This window comes from Oceanospirillum beijerinckii DSM 7166 (assembly GCF_000422425.1).
GTDB classification, from domain to species: Bacteria; Pseudomonadota; Gammaproteobacteria; order Pseudomonadales; family Halomonadaceae; genus Oceanospirillum; species Oceanospirillum beijerinckii.
The window spans coordinates 33,018-53,435 of the sequence record NZ_AULT01000042.1; the positions used below are offsets into that span (position 1 = coordinate 33,018).

Here is a 20,418-nt window from a genome sequence, read left to right on the forward strand (position 1 = left end):
TTTCCGTTTTACTCCACTTCTTTTTTCTCCTCCTGAGTCACCGGAGCGATGACAAATAGCTCCAGAGGATTGGACGGTTCTGTATCAAAGGTTTTTAAGCAAACCAGGCTGTCTGATGTAAAGGTGTGTCCTTCGGCAAGTAACAGGATGTCATTTGAATTCAGTAAGTTTCTGGTCAGTTTCATGCCGTAAGGAAAAATCGGACACTCAAATTTATCTCATTGATTCATAAACAGAAATTATCCACTCATACTAAAACCTTGAGCCAGATCATTAACTAAAAAATCGGAAACTAAAAAATCGGACACCCAAATTTATCCTATTGATTTATAAATAGAAATTATCCAGTTATACCAAAACCTTGACCCAGATCATTAACCATTCCTGATTTCTTCAACTACGATGATTACAACAGCAAATGGATGTATCCCCGTTCATGGAGGAATAGATATGACTCGTGCTCGTCAGGAACAGATCAGCCCCGCTGATACACCTTATTACCATGTTATTTCCCGTTGTGTGCGTCGGGCGTTTTTATGCGGTGAGGATCAGTTTTCGGGACAGTCTTTTGAGCATCGTCGTCAGTGGGTGCTTGAGCGTTTATCCCTTTTAGATCAGATGTTTGCCATTGATATCTGTGCTTATGCCATTATGTCGAATCATTATCATCTGGTGTTGTATATCAATCAGGCACAGAGTTGGTCTGATGATGAGGTAATTAAGCGCTGGCAGACGTTATTTGTTGGCCCTATGCTGATTCAGCGTTACCAGCAAGGTAAGAAACAATCTCAGGCCGAGCTGAATAAGGTCGCGGAGATTATTGCCGAGTGGCGGGAGCGGCTGATGGATATCAGTTGGTTTATGCGCTGTCTGAACGAGCATATCGCCAGGAAGGCCAATCAGGAAGATAACTGTACAGGTCGCTTCTGGGAGGGACGCTTTAAAAGCCAGGCTTTGCTGGATGAACAGGGTTTGCTGACTTGCATGGCTTATGTGGATCTCAATCCGGTGCGTGCGGTTATGGCAGATAGCCCCGAGAACTCTGATTTTACCTCTATTCAGCAGCGCATTCGGGAGTTTGCGGAGGTTCATCCAACCAAGAATCAAGATAGCCAATGCGAGCAAGCCCAAACATCACCGCAAGAGTCTACATCAGAACTAAAACTACCGAAGCTGAAGCCGCTTTCTGCCCGTTATGATGATGGCGATAAGGCAATTATGTTTGACTATGCGGATTATCTGGGGCTGGGCGCTGTTGTCGGGAGGATAAACGCGGTTATATTTCGGGGACTCTGCCGCCTATTCTGTCGCGTTTGGGCATCAGCCCTGATCACTGGCTTAAGGCGATGCAATCTGAGGGATTATCACAAAGTCGCGCCATGGGTTGTCTTAATCAATTGAAGCAATATGCTAAGAGCGTGAGGTGCGCGTGGTTACAGGGTAGCCGTCAGATTGGGGCGTTATTTCACTCATCAGGTTATGAGGCCTAAGGGCATAGAAAGACACAAAACCGGGCAGCCAGATCTCTCCTGCAGATATTCTTAAACTACATCTCGATATTCCAGCCTTTAGAGTGCGCGTCCTGTGTGCATTTCAGGCTTTTGACCCGCCCTGTCTATTATTTATCTTCTTTGATTTCTACCGCTAATATCACCATGCTGTTTGGCGCTGAGCCTTTATTTGAACAAGACTTGATGGCTGTCATTTATTGATGAGATGCGACTTGCCAATAGGGTACACAACTATAAAAATGCTCGATTGAAAACAACTGATCATAGGCGACGGCATAAGTCATGGCTCAACAACCCTCTGAATTTAAACCCAGTATCTCCAATCATGACCGACTGAGCGATCAGGGGCATTTGGTTTATCCGGTATTTTCACGCCGCTCTGGGGGCTTGTCCCTGGGGATTAATCTCAATACAGACAGGGGCTGCAATTTTGATTGTGTTTATTGTCAGGTTGATCGCTCTGCGCCGCCACCGCCCCTCAAACCCAGTATTGAGCAGATCGAAGCCGAGCTGCGAGGCTGGTTGGATAAGTTGGCACAAGAAGAGGGTAATGATCATGCGTTGCGGGACATCTCGTTGGCCGGTGATGGTGAGCCCACCAGTGTAAAGATACTGTCTGAAGTGTTCAGATTACTACTGGACCTGAAACGCGAATACCAGCTCGACGAGACCAAACTAGTGCTGTTTACCAATGGCAGTGGAATCGACAGGAAAGATCTAGCGTCCTTATGGCCTGAGCTTTACGCGGCAAACTTCGAGGTCTGGTTCAAACTGGATTATTGGGATCAGGACTCTCTGGTGCGAATCAACCGAACCCGACTGAACTTTGAGCGTTTAACTGAGAAACTGATTGAGTTCGGCCAAACCTATCCTGTGATTCTTCAGTCCTGCTTCTTTCGCTGGCAGCAGGAAGCGTTCGACTGCGCCAAATACCAACCCTATGTGCAGTTAGTCCAATCACTGCTGGAGCAGGGCACAAAGATCGAAAAGATTCAAGCTTATACGCTGGCGAGGAAACCCACTGAAGATGAGGCTGAGCCTTGGTCAAATGCTGAAATGGATCAACTCGCCTCTCTGCTGCGTAGCACGCTTAAGCAACCGGTCGAGCTCTTTTACGAAACGGGTACGGAAGAATAACCCGGTTTAGGATAGGGTCGGTCAATGGTGACTATTGAAGAGGTTGAAACCATTCCATATGGGCTGAAACGAACCGAGAGCTAAGAAGATACAAGGCTTAAAACAGCTTGGTCCAAACAACTTTGAAACTGCCGTAACTGAGCACTTCGCTGTACGAAGACAACTTAGTTTTTGGACCAGGCCCGAATGCGGGCGATCTCTTCTGTATCAATATTCAGGGATTCCAGAAATGTCTGATGCTCATCGGGTCGGCTTTGTTCAAATTGACGATGCCAATTATGCATATCATCGTCGCTGAGGCCCGCACTGCTCATAATCTCGACCCAGCCATCCTTGGTCATCGATGGCTGATTCAACCAGTCTGGCCGCTCCATAAACTGCACTATCGCCTTTTGTTGTAATCTTAGTTGCTGTATCTCCTGTTCCAGAGCATTGAATTGCTCCAGCAGAATATGTTCCTGGGTTTCTAAGTTTATCTGGTTTCTATCCAATAATTCAGCAAGCTGAGCAACCGGAAGACCAAAAGAGCGATAGGCCAAAATTGTCTCTAATCGCTTCACCTCCCGCGCTCCATACCAGCGATAACCATTGTCGGAGCGATGGGCTGGCAACAACAGTCCTTCACGCTCGTAATAGAGCACACTGGTTCTGGATATTCCGCACTTTTTCGCTAGTTGAGATACCGTGATCATTTATCCACTCTGCCATTTTATTGATGGCCTACCTTAAAGCCTGCACCTATAGACGGGTCAATAAGCCCATTTCAACCTATCGCAAACATTCCCTCTTGACCTGCCTACCCCTTGACCTATCTACCAGTGCCACCTTCAGACTGCCTTTTCTCAAGTACACCAACTTGAAAGTTCTTATCTAAACAAGTCACTCCCCAATTGAAGAGGCGGCCTGAAAATGCGTAAGTCATTTTTCTCAACCCTGGATCATCATCCAGATAAAACCGATTTAAACCTTGCGGATATATACCAGTCAACACATCAGTATGCCCAGCTGGCTGACAAGTTGAGATTTAGTGGCTTCTGGTTAGGAGAGCATCACTGTTTGCACAATATTGGCAGTGTACCGAATCCCGCTGTATTACTCAGTTCACTTGCCCAGTGCACCCAGAATATACGACTAGGCCCCGCCGTTGCAGTGCTCCCTATGCGCGACCCCATTCTGACCGCAGAAAACTATGCCATGGTCGACCTGCTATCTGGAGGTCGCCTGAACTTTGGAGTGGGAACCGGGCAGATTGAAGAAGAATTCCAGCTCATGGGGCAGGCTTTTAATTCTCGTCATGGCATTTTTGAACAGAATTTGAGCACAATTCTTGAATATTGGAACAAGCATAATTTCAGTTCAGGCTCTTCCCTGAACGTCTGCCCCTCTCAGGCACCATTGCCACCTGTTTATATCGCGACATCCCACCCGGAAAGAGCGTATAAGGCAGGAACAAATGGTCACTCCATTCTAACCATTGTGAGCCCCGGAAATGGCAATCTATCCGATCTGGAGCAGGTTATTGCGGCCCACGCCAGGGGCAAAAATGACTCGCCCTTAAAGCTGTCTGATACAGAAGTTATTGTGACGGTATTTGCTTATGCTGCGGATACAGAGGAGGAGGCCATCAATACTCTTATTCAGTGTGCTCCCAGGTTTATGCCGCCACTGAGAGAAGCGCCTGATATTCGGAGTGTGATCAAAGGTATGATATCAAGCAATACAGCCCTGTTTGGCACTAAGAAACAGATTCCTGCACAGCTCAATCACTATCGGGAGCTGGGTGTTGAGCATATAAACTTCTTAGGTAATTTTGGCGGTATGACAGAAGCGCAAGTCAGCCAAAGCATCTGCTTGTTGTCAGACGTTTAAAAGTAATCACCGTAACAAAAGAGATTTCGTCAGTCGCTGTTTTGCTTCTGACGATCCTCACTTATATCGCTTCAAAACAGCCTTGCCGCTAACAACCTCAACCCAGTGAATCAGTCATGGCTGTCCGCATATAAATCCGCTATCATTCGCGCCTCTTCAGGAAATGCCTCTTGGATTTGAACACTCCGTGCAAGCCAACACAGCTCAAAACACCTGATATTTTCTTCCGCTACAAGCCTTAGGATTGCCATGAAAAAGACCTTTAAGCTCTCTCATCCAAAAATCAAATACCCTCGCATGATCGAATCCGCTAAAAATGAAGCGAAAAAATACCTGAAGCGCGAAAGAAATAAGGCTCTACCTGCAGATGCAGATTTCTGGGACTTTGATTGTAAATATGGCACGAATGAAGCAGACGCTCAGGTGATCCATGTCAGCGAGATCAACCAGTATATCGGTCAGGCTGAAGCGGAGCAGCTGGAATCATTCTATTTGGAAATTCTGGCTAAACCTGCCAAACGTACTCCTCGTCCTGTTACCGAAGATGATAATGAAGCACTGGATCACGAAGATAACACCAGTGAAGTACAGGAAGCACGTACAGAGAAAGGTGTTGCGGAAAAAGAGTTTGATATTCTTGATCCCTGGGAAGACGACTAAGTCCTTACCCTAATGTCGCTCTTAACTTGGTGCGACTCTGGAGAAGTGCAGCTGCCACGGGCAGTGCACTTCTGAGTCATCATTTTCTATTTACACTGTTGTCTATAAGCTCATTTCTATTAGCTTACCAGCTTACTTCACCCTCGATTCTAAAGAGCCTTGAGTGGCAGATAGATATCTGTCAATAACTCCGTCGGCGCAACGTCACGGGGATTGTTGAGATACTCTTCAAACACCGGCTGATCCGCTGCTTCCCGGCCGGATTCCGGTAACCACTGACCATAGAACCACTGATAAGCACTGTGCATATCGCTATAAGGGCCCTTAAAGCGCAGTACGGCATATTCGCCACCTGACACCCGACTTTCTTCAAAAGGCTTTTCGATCTCAATCTTGCTCATATCGCCGAAACCAACCGTCGCCATTGAGCGCAGTTCCGCTTCTGGCACGCTATCGGGGTCATCAAAGTAGATGCCAATACAGCGCATATCATCCCCTGACAACCCCTTCATTCCTAACCAACCAAACAGTTTTTCAAAGGCTTGCCCGATATCCATATAAGACCCGGTATGGTTCATACCCATCAGATTAACAGGCGGGATGGTTTCAATTCTGACCTCATGCATAATATGCTCCTGTGCCGCGCGATGCGGATACTCCAATTTGAATTGTTGATGGCTCCCCTCTTTGCGATATCGCGCCGGAGGCATGCCATAACTGTCACTGAACGCACGGGTAAAGGATTGCAGACTGGTGTATCCCGAACCGGCAGCCACCTCTTTGACTGGCAGCGCTGTATTGGCCAAACGATCCGCCGCATAGTGCAAACGTAGGCGTTTTACCGTTGCGGCCAGGCTTTCACCATAAACACTGTAATAGATGCGGTGCAGATGGTAAGGCGAGATACAGGCGACTTCTGCCAACTTCATCTGATCCAACGGCGTATCCAGATGCTGGTAGATAAAATCGATAAGGCGCTCAAACTTTTGTTGATAACGCTCTTGCGAGGTTAAGCCGACCTGAGCCATATGATTTCCTTTATGTCGTGTCAGTGTTTGTGCAACAAGGTCAAAATAACAGGGAAGGATTTAACAAATCCTGCTCTTTTACACACATGGATGTTTGAAATAGCCCGCTACAGTTCTTTATTTTGTTAGCAAAATACGTTTGCTTAAAAATGTAGAAAAGGCACTAAACCAGAGGGTTAGAGCCCGTTTTGTGAAGCGAAACACAGCATGAGAAATTTTTTCCGTTAAGATCATTAACAGTTTCCTCAATCGCTCATGTTCAATCGCAAAGAAAAGAGTATACAGACGATGTCATCAATTAAGCACTTTCTTGCCGTTGGCAGTCTGATTCTGATGGGAGCTGCAGCACCTGTAAGCTACGGGGACAGCCTTTCCCAGCCTACAGACTCGCAGGCGATGCAGAAACAGCAATCTGCCGCTCAAGTGGTTCTTCAGCAAGACCAGCAGCTCAGCATCACAATCCACACGCCCATACAGAACCTGTTTCGCTATGTTCAATGGGAAGGCAAACCTGCAAAGCTTGATCAATTGAAAGAGAGTTCAGGCCATCAATTGGAGTCATTTCGCAAAGCGATTCGGGACCTCTTTCGCAAAGAGCTTAAAATAACGGTGAATGGAAAAGCTTTAAGTGCTAAAAAAGTCCGTTTACCGAATTTAGTACAGATCAAACAGGCTTTACGTCCTACCAATCAACAGGAACGACGCGCACCAGCACCGCCGCCGCCCCCACGTCGTAATAATGACGATGACAGGATAGCGGACTATAACGGCATACCGGCAGAGCAAAGGGAAAGACAAGCGGGACAAGACAGAATGCCACCAGGGCAAAGTGAATCCTATATGGATAATAACAACCCGAATATGCGCCCCCAGCCACCACAGTCTCAGCCTGCAATGGTCAATTACCGGAACTCGGTAGCCGTCAGGGTCCGTGGACTCATACCCGAAGAGATTAAAAACCCGCAACTGGAGATTCAATTTCCTAAAGCCGTGGGTAAGGTAACGGTGAGCTACAGCCGTCCACAAGTGCAAAATATCAAACACGGCGGACACTATATTCAACGTTTGGATTAAGTTTAACGCAGCCCTCGCTGCCCTAATAGATTACGCATACCCTCTACATACCCCCCCTCTACTTGGGCCAGCAATAAAAAGGGAGAGTATTCAACTCTCCCTTTTTATTGCTCTGAACAGGCAACATAGCCCCATTACCTCAAACCGCGCCCAGTCGAAAGAAAATGCGTCCAATCCTGACGCCCTCTTAGCTGAGCCGCAGCCACTGCGGATTCAACATCGTAAGGCACCTTGATATGCTCCACCAACCATTGATCATGGCGTTTTTCCAACAGGGCATAACTGGCATGAGGACTGTAATTTTCCATAGAGTGCGAGCAGGGTTCATCATCGGTATAAGCAGGCAAACCCACACTGCCTGGATTGACAATCACCTGCCCGGTGCTTAAACGCACGCTGCGGGGAATATGGGTATGACCACAAAGGATTACAGGTGCAGTTTGCCCTGCCAATAGTTCGATAATGGCCGCATCATCTCTTAAAACCGGACGACCGGATTCTACCTGCTCCAGCAAATAAATCAGATCATCCGCTGGCGTACCGTGGCACAGATAAACATCCTCATTAAGCTGATAATCAAACGGCAACTGACGCATCCAGTCCAGAGGCTCCGGCCCCAGATCCTGCAGAATAAACTGCATCGTTGGATTGCTATCAATGGCCTGCTGATCCGCCTGCCAGATCTGACGATCCTGATTGCCGCTGATGGTGACAAAATTATGTTTCTGCAGCAGATCGTAGGTCGCACGGGGTGCAATAGGACCGTATAAGATATCGCCCAGATTAATCAGCTGATTGACACCACGTCGGCCCGCATGGCTTAAAACCGCCTGTAGGGCAAAAACATTACTGTGGATATCGGATAGCACCGCCAATTTCATCTTTAAACACCTTATCAATCCAAAGCGTTGTGACACGCGCACAAACCGGCAGATTAGCAAAAAGCGCCGTACTCTCCCAGCAGTATCGGTGAACAACGTTACCAGACAACAAGTAATCAGTGTCCCAGCATACGCCCTGATTTGCCTTTATACAGCGCATCTGCAATTTCCAGCTGAATGCCTTCATAATCGCCATCTATGCCCGCTTGCTGATAGATTGCCCGGTATTCCTTCTCAGTGCAAAAAACGCCATAAGCCAGACGGTTTTCCTGCACGCTGATCCCTTCAAAATTACCCAGCTTCAGCGCCGTAAGCGCCTCATCCACCTGATCCTGGCGATAATGTTTATGAATGCCGTGTTGTCGAATCAGGTATTGAGAGATCTGGGTGGTGATCTGTTTGGTTCTGCGATTTCTAAAAATTTGTTTGAACATTTCTACACTCGGATCGACGGAGACGCTGGTAAATAGTACTTGGGTTGCGAGTGTATCTCAGACTACAAATCCAGGAAAAGTATCCCCCGTTGATCACCAGAAAAAATCAGGGCAGCTCAAACAACAGCGCATCCACACTATTCTCAATATCCAGAGTCAGCTGAGATTCATCAGTAATCATTGCACCATCACCTGCGGACACCTCTATGCCATTAACGACCAGACTGCCTTGAGCAATATGCAGGAGTTAAAACAGATGGAGTTTGGTAAAGAATCAGGCTTAGTGAAATGCTCTTCCAAAACATAAATAACACGCATTGCTTTAACCCTGATACATTTGTTGGCTGTAATACTCCTTGGCAAAGTGAATCAACTCATTTACTTTAGCGTTCACTGCTATAAAAGCTCTGTTACTTCAGTTAGTTAGGAAAACGGCATGGTGCACTCGGTCTCCTCTACACCCAATAACTCTACTCAACTGACCTCCAGCCCAATTGCAGATCTTGTTGAACATTACCCTCAGGTCACTCTACCAGCCCAACATCAGGTCTTTTCGCAGGGGCAGGTATGTGAGAACTATATTGTCGTGACCGCAGGTAAGGTAAAGGTGTTTGCCCGTTCGGAAGATGGCCGGGAGATAGTCTTGTACCGTATTCAGCCTGGTGAGGTCTGTGTTTTGACCACCTCCTGCCTGATGGGTAACGCCCGTTACTCCGCAGAAGGAATTACAGAGACTGAAGTTACCGCCCATATTATTTCTCAGGCTGAGTTTAATAAATTATTGGCCAGCTCAGAGGAGTTCCGCCAGTTTGTCTTCCATAACTTTGGCCATCGCCTTAGTGATCTGATGCTTCAGATCGAACAGATCGCTTTTGACAGTATTGAAAAGCGGATCTGCCAGTTTATCTGCCAGCATAAGGACCAAAACAACACCCTAAACACTACCCACCAAGCCATTGCTGAAGAGATTGGTTCTGCACGGGAAGTGGTCAGTCGCTGTTTGAAAAAGCTGGAAAAACAGGGTGTCGTTGAACTCCATCGCGGCAGTATAAAACTGCTGCAACCTGAGGCTTTAAGTTAGCCGTTCTCTTATTTGGCTTAGCTATTTTGCTTCGTATGTGACTAAGTCACTGAAGCGAATATTTACTTTCGCTAAACTGACGCCATAGATAAAACAACGGCTCTGAATCAGCAATGCCTACAGCCGTAATAGAAGATGCTGAATAAACAATCAGGAGTTAAGCCATGAAAGCAAATGAAGGAAAAGTGGATCGTATTCTACGAGTTGTCGCAGGTCTGGTACTGTTAAGCCTGACAGTTATCGGTCCACAAACCCTGTGGGGACTGGTAGGCCTGGTGCCCCTATTAACCGGTCTGGTAGGTTACTGCCCTCTGTATACCGTTCTGGGCATCAATACCTGCCCTGTTGAGAATAAGTAAAGAATTCTCTGCTATAGATCACTACCGACTCAACAGATCATTGCTTACTCTACCGAGACATTATCAGGTCTGTGACAACTGACAGACCTGATAACCCAGCTTCGATGCTCAAACCGGATGCTCAAACCGGATGCTCAAACCGAATGCTCAAACCTGATCACCTCTGGTTAACCACCGGGCAGACTGAATCCCCGAATCCCCGCCCCCCGATCACGCGATAACAAAATTTACTAATCAGCTGACCCTGAGCAAAAATTTTCTAAACCAGAACGCGTAAAATCCCGCCCTACTACAGTTTTCAGTTACAGTCGCCAAAGAGGCCCGAACAAAAAGTCTCTCCAATGTAGATACCGATAAAAGTAAAACCGAGAGATATCTGTTATCCAACCGCTGAAACAACAAGCTTGAGTAATACGGAAAGAACCGTGGGAGAGACCGCCATGTCAGATCTAATCGCCGATCTACGCACCCAACACTATGATCAGCCCGCCATGGACAAAGCCCATCATAGATTTACTGCCTTACTGGGCGCACTGCCATTGGCAACTAAACAGGCAATACCTGCATTACTGGCCAGCCTGCGCCGGGAAGTCATTGATCATTTTGATCAGGAAGAGCGCTTTATGCAGATGACGGGTTATGAGCGTTATGATGCCCATAGAGAGCAACACCAACTATTTCTGAAGCAGCTGGATGAATATCAGAACGTTTTGGAATCAGATGGGGCCGATATTCAGAAAGTTCATTGGTCACTGTGCCAATGGCAACACGATCACGAGAAAATCTGGGATGAGCCCCTGGCTTCGTTCCTGAACTATAACGCCAGCTGGCATCCCCATCATATTGAAGAGGCCTCTTAGACCTATTTCCTCGTAGACCTCTTCCCTCGTAGACCTACTCTTAGAGGCTTACACGATTCGACACACCCCGTCAGGGCAAGGCTTGTGCTGTAAGATCCAGCACCTTGCCCACGGTACGATTCCAGTTCGCAGCACATTCAGGACCACAGCGTTCGGCCCAGCGTGGCAAAATAACTTCTTTTGCGACCCTGTCACGAATGAGCAGATCCTGAGCTGAAGGTTTCACTAATGTCATGCCGCCATTGCTTCCCAGTTCACAGGGACCATTGGACAAACACGCCAGCGCGACAGCATCCTCAGTAGCCGTTTCTTTCCACATATTATCGTTCAGGATGGCGATCTCTTGTTGCAGCAGCTGCTTTTGCTGATCATTCAAGCGGTGCCATTTATTAAGGTTCATAGCCCCAAATGATAACCCCCAACCGACCCGTAAAGTAAAACCATAGGGAGTGTATTTGTGCAGGCCTACTGTATAAGCGGACATGGTGCCAGTAATCACACAATCAATCGCATCCTGTTGCAGGGCTTGAGGCACATCATTAAAACGGACATTAACGGGTACTGCACCAATACCATCAATAAAGTCCCCCAGAGTTTCCAGATAAACCCGCACACGCTTACCTTTTAAATCCCCAAGGTTATTAATACGCTGTTTACACCAGATCATCTGGCTGGGGAAGGGGTACAGTAGCATCAACTTGGCGTTATATTTCTCGGCAAAGGCACGCTCCAATGTTGGAAAATAAGCCTCAGACACCCGACGCAGCACCGAGATATTCTGTGCCAGGGAAGACAGATCACCGCCTTCGAAGATAGCACTTTCGGGCGTCACATAACCCGACATACCAAAAGCAAAATCAAACACACCGTTTTTCACCAGGCGCATGATCTCGTAACCTTGTAAATCCAGTTCAGAATGAGGTGTAATCTCACCTATAATCTGCCTGTCACTTACCTCAGCAATATGCTGATTCCAGAATGGACCTTCATGTTTTTGATAGTTGGTAAAGTAACCCCAGGTCCCTACCGCTTTAAAGATCAGGGTATCATTAGCCGACAGGTTATGACTGATAAACCAAGTCATCAGGCAGACTGAGATCAGAGTAAAAAAACGTTTAAATCGCTTTATCATCAAGGTGTTACCGCAGGCAAACATCAGGGCTTCAATCGAATACCAGCTGCAACACTGTAGCAGCTAAAAATTAATAACCCAGGGTGTATTCATTAATTTTCCAGAGTACCCTTAATCAAGCTACTAAACAAAACTTTATCCCGGACTCTATGAAAAACATCAATCGCTTTGGTATCCGCAGTCGCTTTTTCTTTGCCTTTGGCGCACTCAGTGCCCTGACTTTGCTGGCAGGAATAATCAGCTGGGTGTCCTACAATCGTCTGGGTGATGAACTGAATCAGGTGGTAGAAGGTAATATCCATACCCTGAGCCTGATGACCGAGCTGAAAGAACAGGGCACGCGTATCACCCTGATGGCCCCGACATTATTGGCGGCAGATGATGAGATCAGCCGAGAGCTGATTGAGCGTGAGCTGAAGCTCAACCTCCAGGAAATGACAAACCTGTTACCCAAAATTTCAGCGGTGACTCAGGACCATCAGGCGCAGCAAACGTTATTTGAGCAGATTGAAGCCATCAAAGCCTCTTTGACCGAACTGAATAGCAATGTACTGCATAAACTGGATATTCAGCAGCAGAAACAAGCTGAAAACCGCCGTTTACGCTGGGTGGCGGCCAGCTTCCTCAGTGATATCAATTCTCTGATTGAAGAGGTTCAGCGCAGCCTGTTCAGTCACTACAACCAACAGATGCCGGATTCCTGGATAGTGATGAACAGCTACGGTCAGGAAGCCACGCAAAGCATCAATACCGACTTGCAGTACTTGTACCGTATCAAGGCCGATGTCAACCTGTTGATCAACCTTGTGGACCGGGCCCAGCACCTGCCGGACCTGAACTCACTGATCGCTACCCAGGCCTATTCCGATGAAATTATCCAACGAATTAAGCAGGATATGCAGGCGCTGGATAAGCTCCATGGCGTGCAAACATTAAAAAATACCATCGTAAATATCGTATTCCTCACCGGTGGCGAGAACAATATGTTTGCGATCCGCAGCCAGGAGCGAAAAATTTTACAGGATGGTGAATTGCAGCTCAGCCGAAGCCGCACCGAACTGGACCTGTTAAACCAACAGATCGCTGCAGAGACAGAGCAGACAGAGCAAGCGGCTCAGGCTTCCGCTGCCAATGCCCAACAAACCATCCGCAAAGGACGTATCTGGATGCTGTTGATGGTAGCGACCAGTTTGCTGCTCTCTATCATTATTGTCTGGCTGTATGTTGGTCGAAATATGGTGGGACGCATCACAAGGCTGGATGCCAGTATGCGCGCCATCGCCGACGGCAATCTGGAACAGACTGTTGAGGTCAAAGGCAATGACGAGATTACAGCGATGGCCCGATCATTACTGAGCTTTCGGGATCAACTGTCAACACTCCAGGAGGAGCTGGTACAAGCCGGTAAACTGGCGGCGCTAGGACAATTGTCGGCAGGTATTGCCCATGAGATCAACCAGCCATTATCCGCTATTGGTCACTACTCCCATAACGGGGTGCGCCTGCTCAACGCCGGTCGCCTGGAAGACACCGAGAAAAACCTGAAACAGATCTCCAACCTGACCAAACGGGCCGCCACCATTATCACCCGTTTAAAAGCTTTAGCACGTAAACAGCAAACCAATCTGGTTGCAGTGGATGTACAGCAAGTGATAGAAAGCGTGCTTTTGATGCTGGAAGGTGATGAAGTCAGAAAACAGACCGTGATCGAAATTGACTGTCAGGACGATCTGCCTAAAGTTTGTGCAGACAGCGTACAGTTGGAACAGGTGGTGATGAACCTGATGACGAACGCTTTGGATGCCATGACGGAACAGGACGAACGCTATATCCATATTCGTTGCCTCCGGCCGGCAGCAATATCACAAGGAAAAGATCAGGTCATGATTCAGATACAGGACAATGGACCGGGGATCAGTCAGGCAGCCAGGGAGCACCTGTTTGAGCCGTTTTTTACCACAAAACCCCGTAACCTGAGTTTGGGTCTGGGCTTATCGATCTCCTTTAATATTATTAAGAGTTTTGGTGGCAAGTTGATGGTTGATGACCAGGCCGGACAGGGTGCCTCCTTTTGTATTCAACTGCCAGCATACCGGAGCCCACAGTCATGAGCCAGTCGCCGTTACAAGAGATAAACCCACTGTCACCCGCAGCCGCGCACACGCCCCGACATACAGGACAGGTGATTGTAATTGATGATGAGGAGATCGTACGGGACTCCATGACCCAAACCCTTGAATTAGAGGGATACCAGGTATTGGCGTTTGAAGATCCGAATGAAGCCTTGGCATACTGTGCTCAGGATTGGCAGGGCGTAATTATCTGTGATGTGCGCATGAATATGATGCATGGGCTGGATGTATTGCAGAAAATACTGGAGATTGATGCTGAGATTCCGGTAATCATGTTCAGTGGCCATGGTGATATTGCCATTGCAATTCAGGCCATTCGCCTGGGAGCCTACGATTTTCTGGAGAAGAACGACGACCCGGAGCACCAACTTAATACCATACAAAGAGCCTGGAACCAACGGCACCTGGTTCTGGAAAACCGCTGTTTACGCCAGGTTATTGGTGGTCAACATGAGATTGAAAACCGTCTGGTGGGTCAAACTCCTGCCATGGTTCAGTTAAGGGAGCTGGTACTGCAACTGGCTCAGATCGATGTTGATCTGATCATCAATGGTGCCACCGGAACAGGTAAAGAGGTGGTCGCCAAATGTCTGCATGATTTTAGCCCCAGAGCAAAAAAGCCCTTTGTAGCTCTGAACTGTGGCGCAGTCACCGAGTCGGTGATTGAAAGCGAGCTATTTGGCCATGAAGCCGGCGCTTTTACCGGAGCCAATAAGCGTCGTATTGGCAAGATCGAGTACGCTTGTGGCGGTACTCTATTCTTGGATGAGATCGAAAGCATGCCTCACTCGCTACAGATCCGTTTACTGCGGGTATTGCAGGAACGTACCCTGCAGCGGTTGGGCGGCAATGAAAATATTAATGTGGACATCCGGGTGGTGGCGGCTTCGAAAGAAGATCTAAGAATCAGCGCCGATGAAGGCCGCTTCCGGGAAGATCTCTACTACCGCCTGAATGTCGCCAGCCTGGATATTCCAAGCCTGGATCAACGTAAAGACGATATCCCACTGTTATTCAGCCACTTTGTTGAACAAGCCAATCAACGTTTTAACCGTGACAGTCGTCCGATACCGGAAGCTTTGTTAAGCCAGCTCACCCTGCAATCCTGGCCTGGTAATGTGCGCGAACTGCGTAATGCCGCTGAACGCTGGGCTTTGGGTTTGCCACTCCCCAATCTGGCCGAAGCACCACGGATCCCTCAGCAGGGCAACCTGGATGAGCTGGTAGAGCATTACGAGAAGCAAGTCATTATCAACGCCCTGAAAGCGAATAAAGGCCAAGCGGAATTAACCGCCCAAGCGTTGGACATTCCCCGGAAAAAGCTCTATTTACGTATGAAAAAATACGGGCTTGAGCGCAGTAACTTTACCGACAAAGAATAAGATAGCCTCATATATAACACCGCATCACAAGGTAACGTCTTCTGGTTCGGCATAGGCTCATGGGTGGAAAGGTTAAAAGTTACGGGGTTAAGAGTTACGGGGTTAAGAGTTACGGGGTTAAGAGTGGTTAAGGGTTAAGGGTTAAGGGTTAAGGGTTAAGGGTTAAGGGTTAAGGGTTAAGGGTTAAGGGTTAAGGGTTAAGGACAATACCAAAACCCACTTACCTTTATCTACGGCTACAGAGAGCCATACTGGGAGCACTAAAGACAGTACGCCGCTTTAATTCAATACTTGTTGAATAAAGTCCTGTACTTCAGGCAACAGGCTATAGTCTTTCTTTTCAAGCGCCCGTACTTCAGCCCGAAGCGGTTCTCGCATCTCGGGCGTTTCCTGTAGCCACTTACTGACAACCCCTTGGCACTCCTCCAGTGTTTGCTCAGGAGTAATCGGCGCCGAACAGGCGATCAGCAGGGCTTTGAAATCTACTTCGTCGACTAAATCAGCGAACATCATGGTAACGTCTCCTAAAATTGCATCAGAGTCTGACAACCTAATCGGCTTCAGCCGCCGAAATCAAGGTGTATAAACCCAGTCTTTATAATTTATTTTAGTTCTTACTATCTTCTCGGGCATTCAAAAAAGCGTCATTGTAGCGACTGCTTTTAACGCCTGTAAAACGCAAAGGGACTCCGATTAACATCCAGTTAACGGAGCCCTGTCGAAACGGTGCATTAAGGCTTAATTGATAAACCAAGCCCTACTTAATGACCTTTTCCTCCAGTAAGAGTTTGAAGATCTCTTCCGCCTGTTCCTTGGCCGACTCACTCTTCATCACCTTACCCGCTTTACCCTGAGGCTTGGCAGTAGCGGCTTTAAAACGATCCGCCGCAGTTTTAGCTTTCACCACTTTCAGACGTTTAGGACGTGGTTTGGCATCACTTTCTTGCCAACCCGCACGTACCTCATCCACTTCGGTAACGGCTTTATTGCCTTCGATACGGGCACGCATACCCGGACCATAAGCGGTTTGGCGTGCTTCCGCCGCTGCGTTATCAACGCTTGCGACAAACGGTAGCGGTACACTGACCGCACGACGTTGACCCCGTGGCAATGCCAGCAGGATCTCAGCGACACCATCATCAATGGAGACGATATCCGCGATACGCGGCACCAGCGGCCAGCCCAACTGTTCCGCCAGAAGATAAGGCACCATACCTGAGGACTCACCGCTCTCAGCGCGCACACCAGTCAGCACGATATCCGCATTGGCCGATTGCAGGTAATCGCCCAGTGCCGGTACGGCATCATCTTGCTCGGCCAGTTCCAGTACTTTCAGCTCTGGCAGACCCATACCCGCATAGGTGCGCAGAACAGGTTCAGACGACGCACCGGCATGTAGTACGGTCAGCTGACTGTTTTGGACCACTTTCAGGTTCATACCCAGCTCAACGGCACGACCATCCTGCTCGGCACGACGTTGACGACCGGACTGAGGGTGACGGCCAACAGAGACCAAAGAAACAACATTAAGCGGCATTTTGGTCACCTCCTTCAGCTTGCTCGGCTTTATGAGCCTGCATCAGTTTGATCAACTCAGCCAGCACCTCTTCACTGTCGCCAATAGCACTCAGAGCGGCACGTTTCACCATGTCACAACCGGCGTCGCTGTTGATCGCGATCACCTTGTCACACTGGCCGATACCCTGCATATGCTGAATTGCACCCGAGATACCCACGGCGATATAAACGCGGGCCGTTACCCAGGTACCAGTGGCACCCACCTGACGGAAACGCGGCATAAAGCCATCATCCACCGCCACACGGCTGGCACCTTCGGTAGCGCCCAGCACTTCGGCGGCTTCGTGGAACTGCTCCCAGTTATGGATACCGTTACCCGCCGACAGAATAAACTCGGCTTCAGCCAGAGGGATGGCGTTTGGATCAACCGCCACCTGTCCCTGATCTTTCAGACGGGTAATCGTCAGAGGTATCGCCGCCAGTTCGATAGCCTGGGCCTCATGACGGGTTTCATCAATCGGATCAGCACACTCTTCCGCCAACAGCAGGATACGTGGCGTGGCACGCTGAATATCCTTGCTGCCACTGGCACCGCGACTGACGGTAGAGGCATGATCTACCTGCCACGCCTGAACCGCAGGACGTTCGCTTAAACGTGCCGCCAGACGGGAACCCAGATCGGCACCACCGTGAACACTGTCCGGGAACAGCCAATGTTTCGGTTGCAGTTGAGCTTCCACCTGCATCAGGGCAGCCAGACGTTGCTCTGGGGCAAAACCTTCATACTCTTCACCGCCCAGGTGGATCAAGCGATCCACACCGGCGGTGTCATAACCTTCTTCTTTACTTTCGCCAAAGCAGACAGCAACAACAGCGCCTTCGCCGTCAATGCCTTTCACTAACTTGTGCGCCTGACCCAGAACATCTTTGTCCTGACTGGTCAGACGACCACCCACCAGATCCGGCACGACTACGATGTAGAAGTCAGGGTTTTCAACCGCATGCAGCGGCAGCTGTACTTCCTGCGGACCACTGCTGCGACGACCCAGACCGGCTGCAGTGGCGTTACCTTTCAGGCGATCAATACGCTTGATGCCATTAGGACCGATAAAGCCCACCTTGTGCGGATTCTTACGAATCAGACCGGAAGGACCACGTACTTCCGCTTCTTCACCCACATTGATGGTGCCATGCAACGGGTGCAGGCGGTTACGGGCGATCCACTCGGCACGAGGATCTCTGCGCAGTACCTCAAAAGAGCCTTCACCACTCATTAGTGCACCTCCTCGATCAGCTGACCCGCCAGAATCTCAGCGATATCTTTTACTTCAGGGCGTGGTTCAGCCACGCCTTCCAGCATGGCGGTACATTGCTGACAGCCTACCGCTACCAGTTCAGCACCTGTGCTGTTCACTTCTTCCATACGCATATCAGCAATACGGCGCTCACCCGGAATATCCGTAATCGGCGCACCACCGCCACCGCCACAACAGCGGGAACGGAAACCGGAACGCTCCATCTCAGCGATCTCAATGCCCAGAGAACGCAGCAGTTCACGCGGCGCTTCGTATTCACCGTTGTAACGGCCCAGGTAGCAAGGATCGTGATAGGTCACGGTGCCACCGTTAAAGCTATCCAGACGCAGTTTACCGGCCTGAACCAGTTCATTCAGGAAGGTGGTGTGGTGCAGAACTTCAACACCATCCAGCGCATTTGAACCCAGATCCTGATACTCGTTACGCAGACAGTGGTAAGCGTGAGGATCTGTGGTCACAATCTTGCTGAACTTGTACTTGGACAGCGTCTCCAGGTTACGCTTCGCCAAGTTTTGGAACGCGGCGTCATCACCCAGACGACGGGCCACATCACCACTGTCCAGCTCTTCATCACCCAGTACCGCGAAGTCAACATTAGCCGCTTTCAGCAGTTTGACGAAAGAGCGCAGGATACGCTGACTGCGCATATCAAAGGCACCATCTGATACCCAGAACAGCACTTCCGCCTGTTTAACGTCGCTCATCACCGGCAGGTTCTGATCCGCTGCCCAGTTAGTACGACTGGCAGGCGAGTAACCGTTCGGGTTATCGGTGGCGATAATGTTATCCAGAATCTCAGCGCCCTTGTTTGGCGTCTCACCTTTTTCCATGGTCAGGAAGCGACGCATATCAACGATGGCATCCACGTGCTCAATCATCATTGGGCACTCTTCGACACAGGCACGACAGGTAGTACACGACCACAGGGTTTCCGGTGAAACCAGACCATCGGTGATAATCAGCTCAGGACCACCTTTGGCGTTACCGACTTCTTTTCCTGGGTAAGGACTGCCCGCATATTTGGCGTCATCACCACCGGCCAAACCGATTACCATATCCTGTATCAGTTTTTTCGGGTTAAGTGGTTGGCCCGCCGCAAACGCCGGACACATGGCTTCACAGCGACCACACTGTACGCAAGCATCAAAGCCCAGTAGCTGGTTCCACTTAAAGTCTTTTGGCTTAGCGACACCCAGAACCTGCTTATCGCTGGTGGCTGGGTTGAACTCTTCAACGACAGACAGATCGACAGGCTTAAGACCTGTAGAACGGCCACCGCCAAAACGTTCCTGACGACGGTGGAAAGCCAGGTGCAGAGCACCGGCAAAGGCGTGCTTCATCGGACCGCCCCAGGACATGCCGAAGAACATCTCGCCCATGCCCCAGATAATCAGCGCGGTTAGTACGACTGTCAGCAGCACATTGCCCGTTTGTAATAAAAAGCCTTCCGGCAATATGCCCGCAGCAGGTAGCGTCAGGATAAAAAACGAACCCGCAAACGCCAGCAGACTTTTTGGCAGACGCATCCAAGGACCTTTTGAGATACGGCTCGGAGGATTTAAGCGACGCTTAAAGACAAAGAGAGCACCAACAAACATCAGTGCGGATGAGGCTAACAGTGCCCAGGCCAGAATCTGGCTATCCACATCAAACAGATGTACCAGAATAATAAGCACAGCAGACAGGACAAAACCACCACCGGTTGCGGCGTGGGTTTTGGACATATATTTGTCGCGTTCAACGACATCGTGAAGGTCGTGTAGATAGCGCTTAGGCATCGCCATCAAACCAGCCATCAGATTAACCTGGTCCGGCTGGCCTGCACGCCATAGGCTAACACGGCGCACAGCACCGATTACCGCCAGCACCAGGGCTGTTGCAATCAGAGCGGGATGTAACCATTCAAAGGACATAACATCTCCCCTTATAGAGCAGGAGCTGAGGCAGGTGATACCTACCCCATTAGGTTGAAAGAGTAGAGAATTGGGCAGGTATCACCCTATTCGGACCGAACCATATAGGCCGTAAACTGGCCTTAAAAAAC

Annotated in this window: 20 protein-coding genes; 10 read left to right on the top strand and 10 right to left on the bottom strand. The window is 49.0% G+C overall.

Annotated elements, in window-relative coordinates; genetic code table 11:
* Window positions 1–450: 450 nt before the first annotated feature.
* Window positions 451–1,401 carry a transposase gene (locus tag H579_RS29470; protein WP_211224716.1) on the top strand — a complete coding sequence of 317 codons (951 nt, stop codon included), beginning with the start codon at window positions 451–453 and terminating at the stop codon, window positions 1,399–1,401.
* A gap of 392 nt (window positions 1,402–1,793) precedes the next feature.
* Window positions 1,794–2,648, top strand: a complete 855-nt coding sequence (locus tag H579_RS0112975) for a radical SAM protein (RefSeq protein ID WP_028301039.1) — start codon at window positions 1,794–1,796, stop codon at window positions 2,646–2,648.
* 164 nt (window positions 2,649–2,812) lie between these two features.
* Here the strand turns inward: H579_RS0112975 and H579_RS0112980 are convergent, their stop codons facing one another.
* On the bottom strand, window positions 2,813–3,340 hold the full coding sequence (locus tag H579_RS0112980; protein WP_028301040.1) for a MerR family transcriptional regulator: 528 nt from the start codon (window positions 3,338–3,340) through the stop codon (window positions 2,813–2,815).
* 217 nt (window positions 3,341–3,557) lie between these two features.
* On the opposite strand from H579_RS0112980, the gene H579_RS0112985 reads away from it, so the two are divergent.
* Together H579_RS0112985 and H579_RS29675 are read left to right on the top strand one after the other, a co-directional pair.
* A complete protein-coding gene (locus H579_RS0112985) occupies window positions 3,558–4,517 on the top strand; it encodes an LLM class flavin-dependent oxidoreductase (RefSeq protein WP_028301041.1) in 960 nt (319 codons plus the stop codon).
* 249 nt (window positions 4,518–4,766) lie between these two features.
* Window positions 4,767–5,177: a DUF6172 family protein gene (locus H579_RS29675; protein WP_245583266.1), complete on the top strand. Its 411-nt coding sequence runs from the start codon at window positions 4,767–4,769 to the stop codon at window positions 5,175–5,177.
* 149 nt (window positions 5,178–5,326) lie between these two features.
* Here H579_RS29675 and H579_RS0113000 read toward each other — a convergent pair whose 3' ends face one another.
* On the bottom strand, window positions 5,327–6,205 hold the full coding sequence (locus H579_RS0113000; protein WP_028301042.1) for an AraC family transcriptional regulator: 879 nt from the start codon (window positions 6,203–6,205) through the stop codon (window positions 5,327–5,329).
* A gap of 288 nt (window positions 6,206–6,493) precedes the next feature.
* Between H579_RS0113000 and H579_RS0113005 the strand changes: the two genes are divergently transcribed.
* Entirely contained in the window at window positions 6,494–7,279 is a 786-nt protein-coding gene (locus H579_RS0113005; protein WP_157834621.1) for a hypothetical protein, read from the top strand.
* 134 nt (window positions 7,280–7,413) lie between these two features.
* Here H579_RS0113005 and H579_RS0113010 read toward each other — a convergent pair whose 3' ends face one another.
* The 3 genes from H579_RS0113010 to H579_RS29155 form a co-directional block, all read right to left on the bottom strand.
* Window positions 7,414–8,160: a metallophosphoesterase family protein gene (locus tag H579_RS0113010; RefSeq protein ID WP_028301044.1), complete on the bottom strand. Its 747-nt coding sequence runs from the start codon at window positions 8,158–8,160 to the stop codon at window positions 7,414–7,416.
* A 116-nt stretch (window positions 8,161–8,276) separates the two neighbouring features.
* Complete coding sequence (locus H579_RS0113015; RefSeq protein WP_028301045.1) at window positions 8,277–8,594, bottom strand: DUF6559 family protein; 318 nt, start codon at window positions 8,592–8,594, stop codon at window positions 8,277–8,279.
* A gap of 106 nt (window positions 8,595–8,700) precedes the next feature.
* Entirely contained in the window at window positions 8,701–8,838 is a 138-nt protein-coding gene (locus H579_RS29155) for a pirin family protein (RefSeq protein ID WP_157834622.1), read from the bottom strand.
* Between the two features lie 192 nt (window positions 8,839–9,030).
* Here H579_RS29155 and H579_RS25565 point away from each other — a divergent pair, with 192 nt between their 5' ends.
* From H579_RS25565 to H579_RS0113035, 3 genes are all read left to right on the top strand, one after another.
* On the top strand, window positions 9,031–9,675 hold the full coding sequence (locus tag H579_RS25565; protein ID WP_051227602.1) for a Crp/Fnr family transcriptional regulator: 645 nt from the start codon (window positions 9,031–9,033) through the stop codon (window positions 9,673–9,675).
* A 164-nt stretch (window positions 9,676–9,839) separates the two neighbouring features.
* Window positions 9,840–10,034 (top strand): YgaP family membrane protein, encoded by a 195-nt coding sequence (locus tag H579_RS0113030; RefSeq protein WP_028301046.1) that lies wholly within the window; start codon window positions 9,840–9,842, stop codon window positions 10,032–10,034.
* Window positions 10,035–10,474: 440 nt separating this feature from the next.
* Window positions 10,475–10,894, top strand: a complete 420-nt coding sequence (locus H579_RS0113035; protein WP_028301047.1) for a bacteriohemerythrin — start codon at window positions 10,475–10,477, stop codon at window positions 10,892–10,894.
* Window positions 10,895–10,964: 70 nt separating this feature from the next.
* Here H579_RS0113035 and H579_RS0113040 read toward each other — a convergent pair whose 3' ends face one another.
* Window positions 10,965–12,026, bottom strand: a complete 1,062-nt coding sequence (locus H579_RS0113040; protein WP_245583268.1) for a TRAP transporter substrate-binding protein — start codon at window positions 12,024–12,026, stop codon at window positions 10,965–10,967.
* Window positions 12,027–12,175: 149 nt separating this feature from the next.
* Here H579_RS0113040 and H579_RS0113045 point away from each other — a divergent pair, with 149 nt between their 5' ends.
* Together H579_RS0113045 and H579_RS0113050 are read left to right on the top strand one after the other, a co-directional pair.
* Window positions 12,176–14,137, top strand: coding sequence for a HAMP domain-containing histidine kinase (locus H579_RS0113045; protein ID WP_028301049.1), 1,962 nt, complete (start codon window positions 12,176–12,178; stop codon window positions 14,135–14,137).
* Window positions 14,134–15,540 (top strand): sigma-54-dependent transcriptional regulator, encoded by a 1,407-nt coding sequence (locus H579_RS0113050; protein WP_084624109.1) that lies wholly within the window; start codon window positions 14,134–14,136, stop codon window positions 15,538–15,540. Before H579_RS0113045 ends, H579_RS0113050 begins: the two co-directional genes overlap by 4 nt.
* Window positions 15,541–15,819: 279 nt before the next feature.
* On the opposite strand, the gene H579_RS0113055 is transcribed toward H579_RS0113050, so the two are convergent.
* The 4 genes from H579_RS0113055 to H579_RS0113070 all read right to left on the bottom strand — a co-directional run bounded on the left by H579_RS0113055 (window position 15,820) and on the right by H579_RS0113070 (window position 20,287).
* Window positions 15,820–16,053, bottom strand: coding sequence for a hypothetical protein (locus H579_RS0113055; protein WP_028301051.1), 234 nt, complete (start codon window positions 16,051–16,053; stop codon window positions 15,820–15,822).
* Between the two features lie 244 nt (window positions 16,054–16,297).
* Window positions 16,298–17,077, bottom strand: coding sequence for an electron transfer flavoprotein subunit beta (gene etfB / locus H579_RS0113060; protein WP_028301052.1), 780 nt, complete (start codon window positions 17,075–17,077; stop codon window positions 16,298–16,300).
* Window positions 17,067–18,332, bottom strand: a complete 1,266-nt coding sequence (etfA, locus tag H579_RS0113065; protein WP_028301053.1) for an electron transfer flavoprotein subunit alpha — start codon at window positions 18,330–18,332, stop codon at window positions 17,067–17,069. The genes etfB and etfA overlap by 11 nt, the downstream gene beginning before the upstream one ends.
* Window positions 18,332–20,287 carry a (Fe-S)-binding protein gene (locus H579_RS0113070; RefSeq protein WP_028301054.1) on the bottom strand — a complete coding sequence of 652 codons (1,956 nt, stop codon included), beginning with the start codon at window positions 20,285–20,287 and terminating at the stop codon, window positions 18,332–18,334. Before H579_RS0113070 ends, etfA begins: the two co-directional genes overlap by 1 nt.
* Window positions 20,288–20,418 lie beyond the last annotated feature (131 nt).

What these genes read in the sequence shown, in the direction of transcription:
- H579_RS0112985 (WP_028301041.1), top strand. Translation starts at nt 3,558, where the DNA reads ATGCGTAAGTCATTTTTCTCAACCCTGGATCATCATCCAGATAAAACC.
- H579_RS0112980 (WP_028301040.1), bottom strand. Translation starts at nt 3,340, where the DNA reads ATGATCACGGTATCTCAACTAGCGAAAAAGTGCGGAATATCCAGAACC.
- H579_RS0113005 (WP_157834621.1), top strand. Translation starts at nt 6,494, where the DNA reads ATGTCATCAATTAAGCACTTTCTTGCCGTTGGCAGTCTGATTCTGATG.
- H579_RS0113030 (WP_028301046.1), top strand. Translation starts at nt 9,840, where the DNA reads ATGAAAGCAAATGAAGGAAAAGTGGATCGTATTCTACGAGTTGTCGCA.
- H579_RS0113050 (WP_084624109.1), top strand. Translation starts at nt 14,134, where the DNA reads ATGAGCCAGTCGCCGTTACAAGAGATAAACCCACTGTCACCCGCAGCC.
- H579_RS0113055 (WP_028301051.1), bottom strand. Translation starts at nt 16,053, where the DNA reads ATGATGTTCGCTGATTTAGTCGACGAAGTAGATTTCAAAGCCCTGCTG.
- H579_RS25565 (WP_051227602.1), top strand. Translation starts at nt 9,031, where the DNA reads ATGGTGCACTCGGTCTCCTCTACACCCAATAACTCTACTCAACTGACC.
- H579_RS0113000 (WP_028301042.1), bottom strand. Translation starts at nt 6,205, where the DNA reads ATGGCTCAGGTCGGCTTAACCTCGCAAGAGCGTTATCAACAAAAGTTT.
- H579_RS0113015 (WP_028301045.1), bottom strand. Translation starts at nt 8,594, where the DNA reads ATGTTCAAACAAATTTTTAGAAATCGCAGAACCAAACAGATCACCACC.
- etfA (WP_028301053.1), bottom strand. Translation starts at nt 18,332, where the DNA reads ATGAGTGGTGAAGGCTCTTTTGAGGTACTGCGCAGAGATCCTCGTGCC.
- H579_RS29470 (WP_211224716.1), top strand. Translation starts at nt 451, where the DNA reads ATGACTCGTGCTCGTCAGGAACAGATCAGCCCCGCTGATACACCTTAT.
- H579_RS0113010 (WP_028301044.1), bottom strand. Translation starts at nt 8,160, where the DNA reads ATGAAATTGGCGGTGCTATCCGATATCCACAGTAATGTTTTTGCCCTA.
- etfB (WP_028301052.1), bottom strand. Translation starts at nt 17,077, where the DNA reads ATGCCGCTTAATGTTGTTTCTTTGGTCTCTGTTGGCCGTCACCCTCAG.
- H579_RS0113070 (WP_028301054.1), bottom strand. Translation starts at nt 20,287, where the DNA reads ATGTCCTTTGAATGGTTACATCCCGCTCTGATTGCAACAGCCCTGGTG.
- H579_RS29675 (WP_245583266.1), top strand. Translation starts at nt 4,767, where the DNA reads ATGAAAAAGACCTTTAAGCTCTCTCATCCAAAAATCAAATACCCTCGC.
- H579_RS0112975 (WP_028301039.1), top strand. Translation starts at nt 1,794, where the DNA reads ATGGCTCAACAACCCTCTGAATTTAAACCCAGTATCTCCAATCATGAC.
- H579_RS0113035 (WP_028301047.1), top strand. Translation starts at nt 10,475, where the DNA reads ATGTCAGATCTAATCGCCGATCTACGCACCCAACACTATGATCAGCCC.
- H579_RS0113045 (WP_028301049.1), top strand. Translation starts at nt 12,176, where the DNA reads ATGAAAAACATCAATCGCTTTGGTATCCGCAGTCGCTTTTTCTTTGCC.
- H579_RS0113040 (WP_245583268.1), bottom strand. Translation starts at nt 12,026, where the DNA reads ATGATAAAGCGATTTAAACGTTTTTTTACTCTGATCTCAGTCTGCCTG.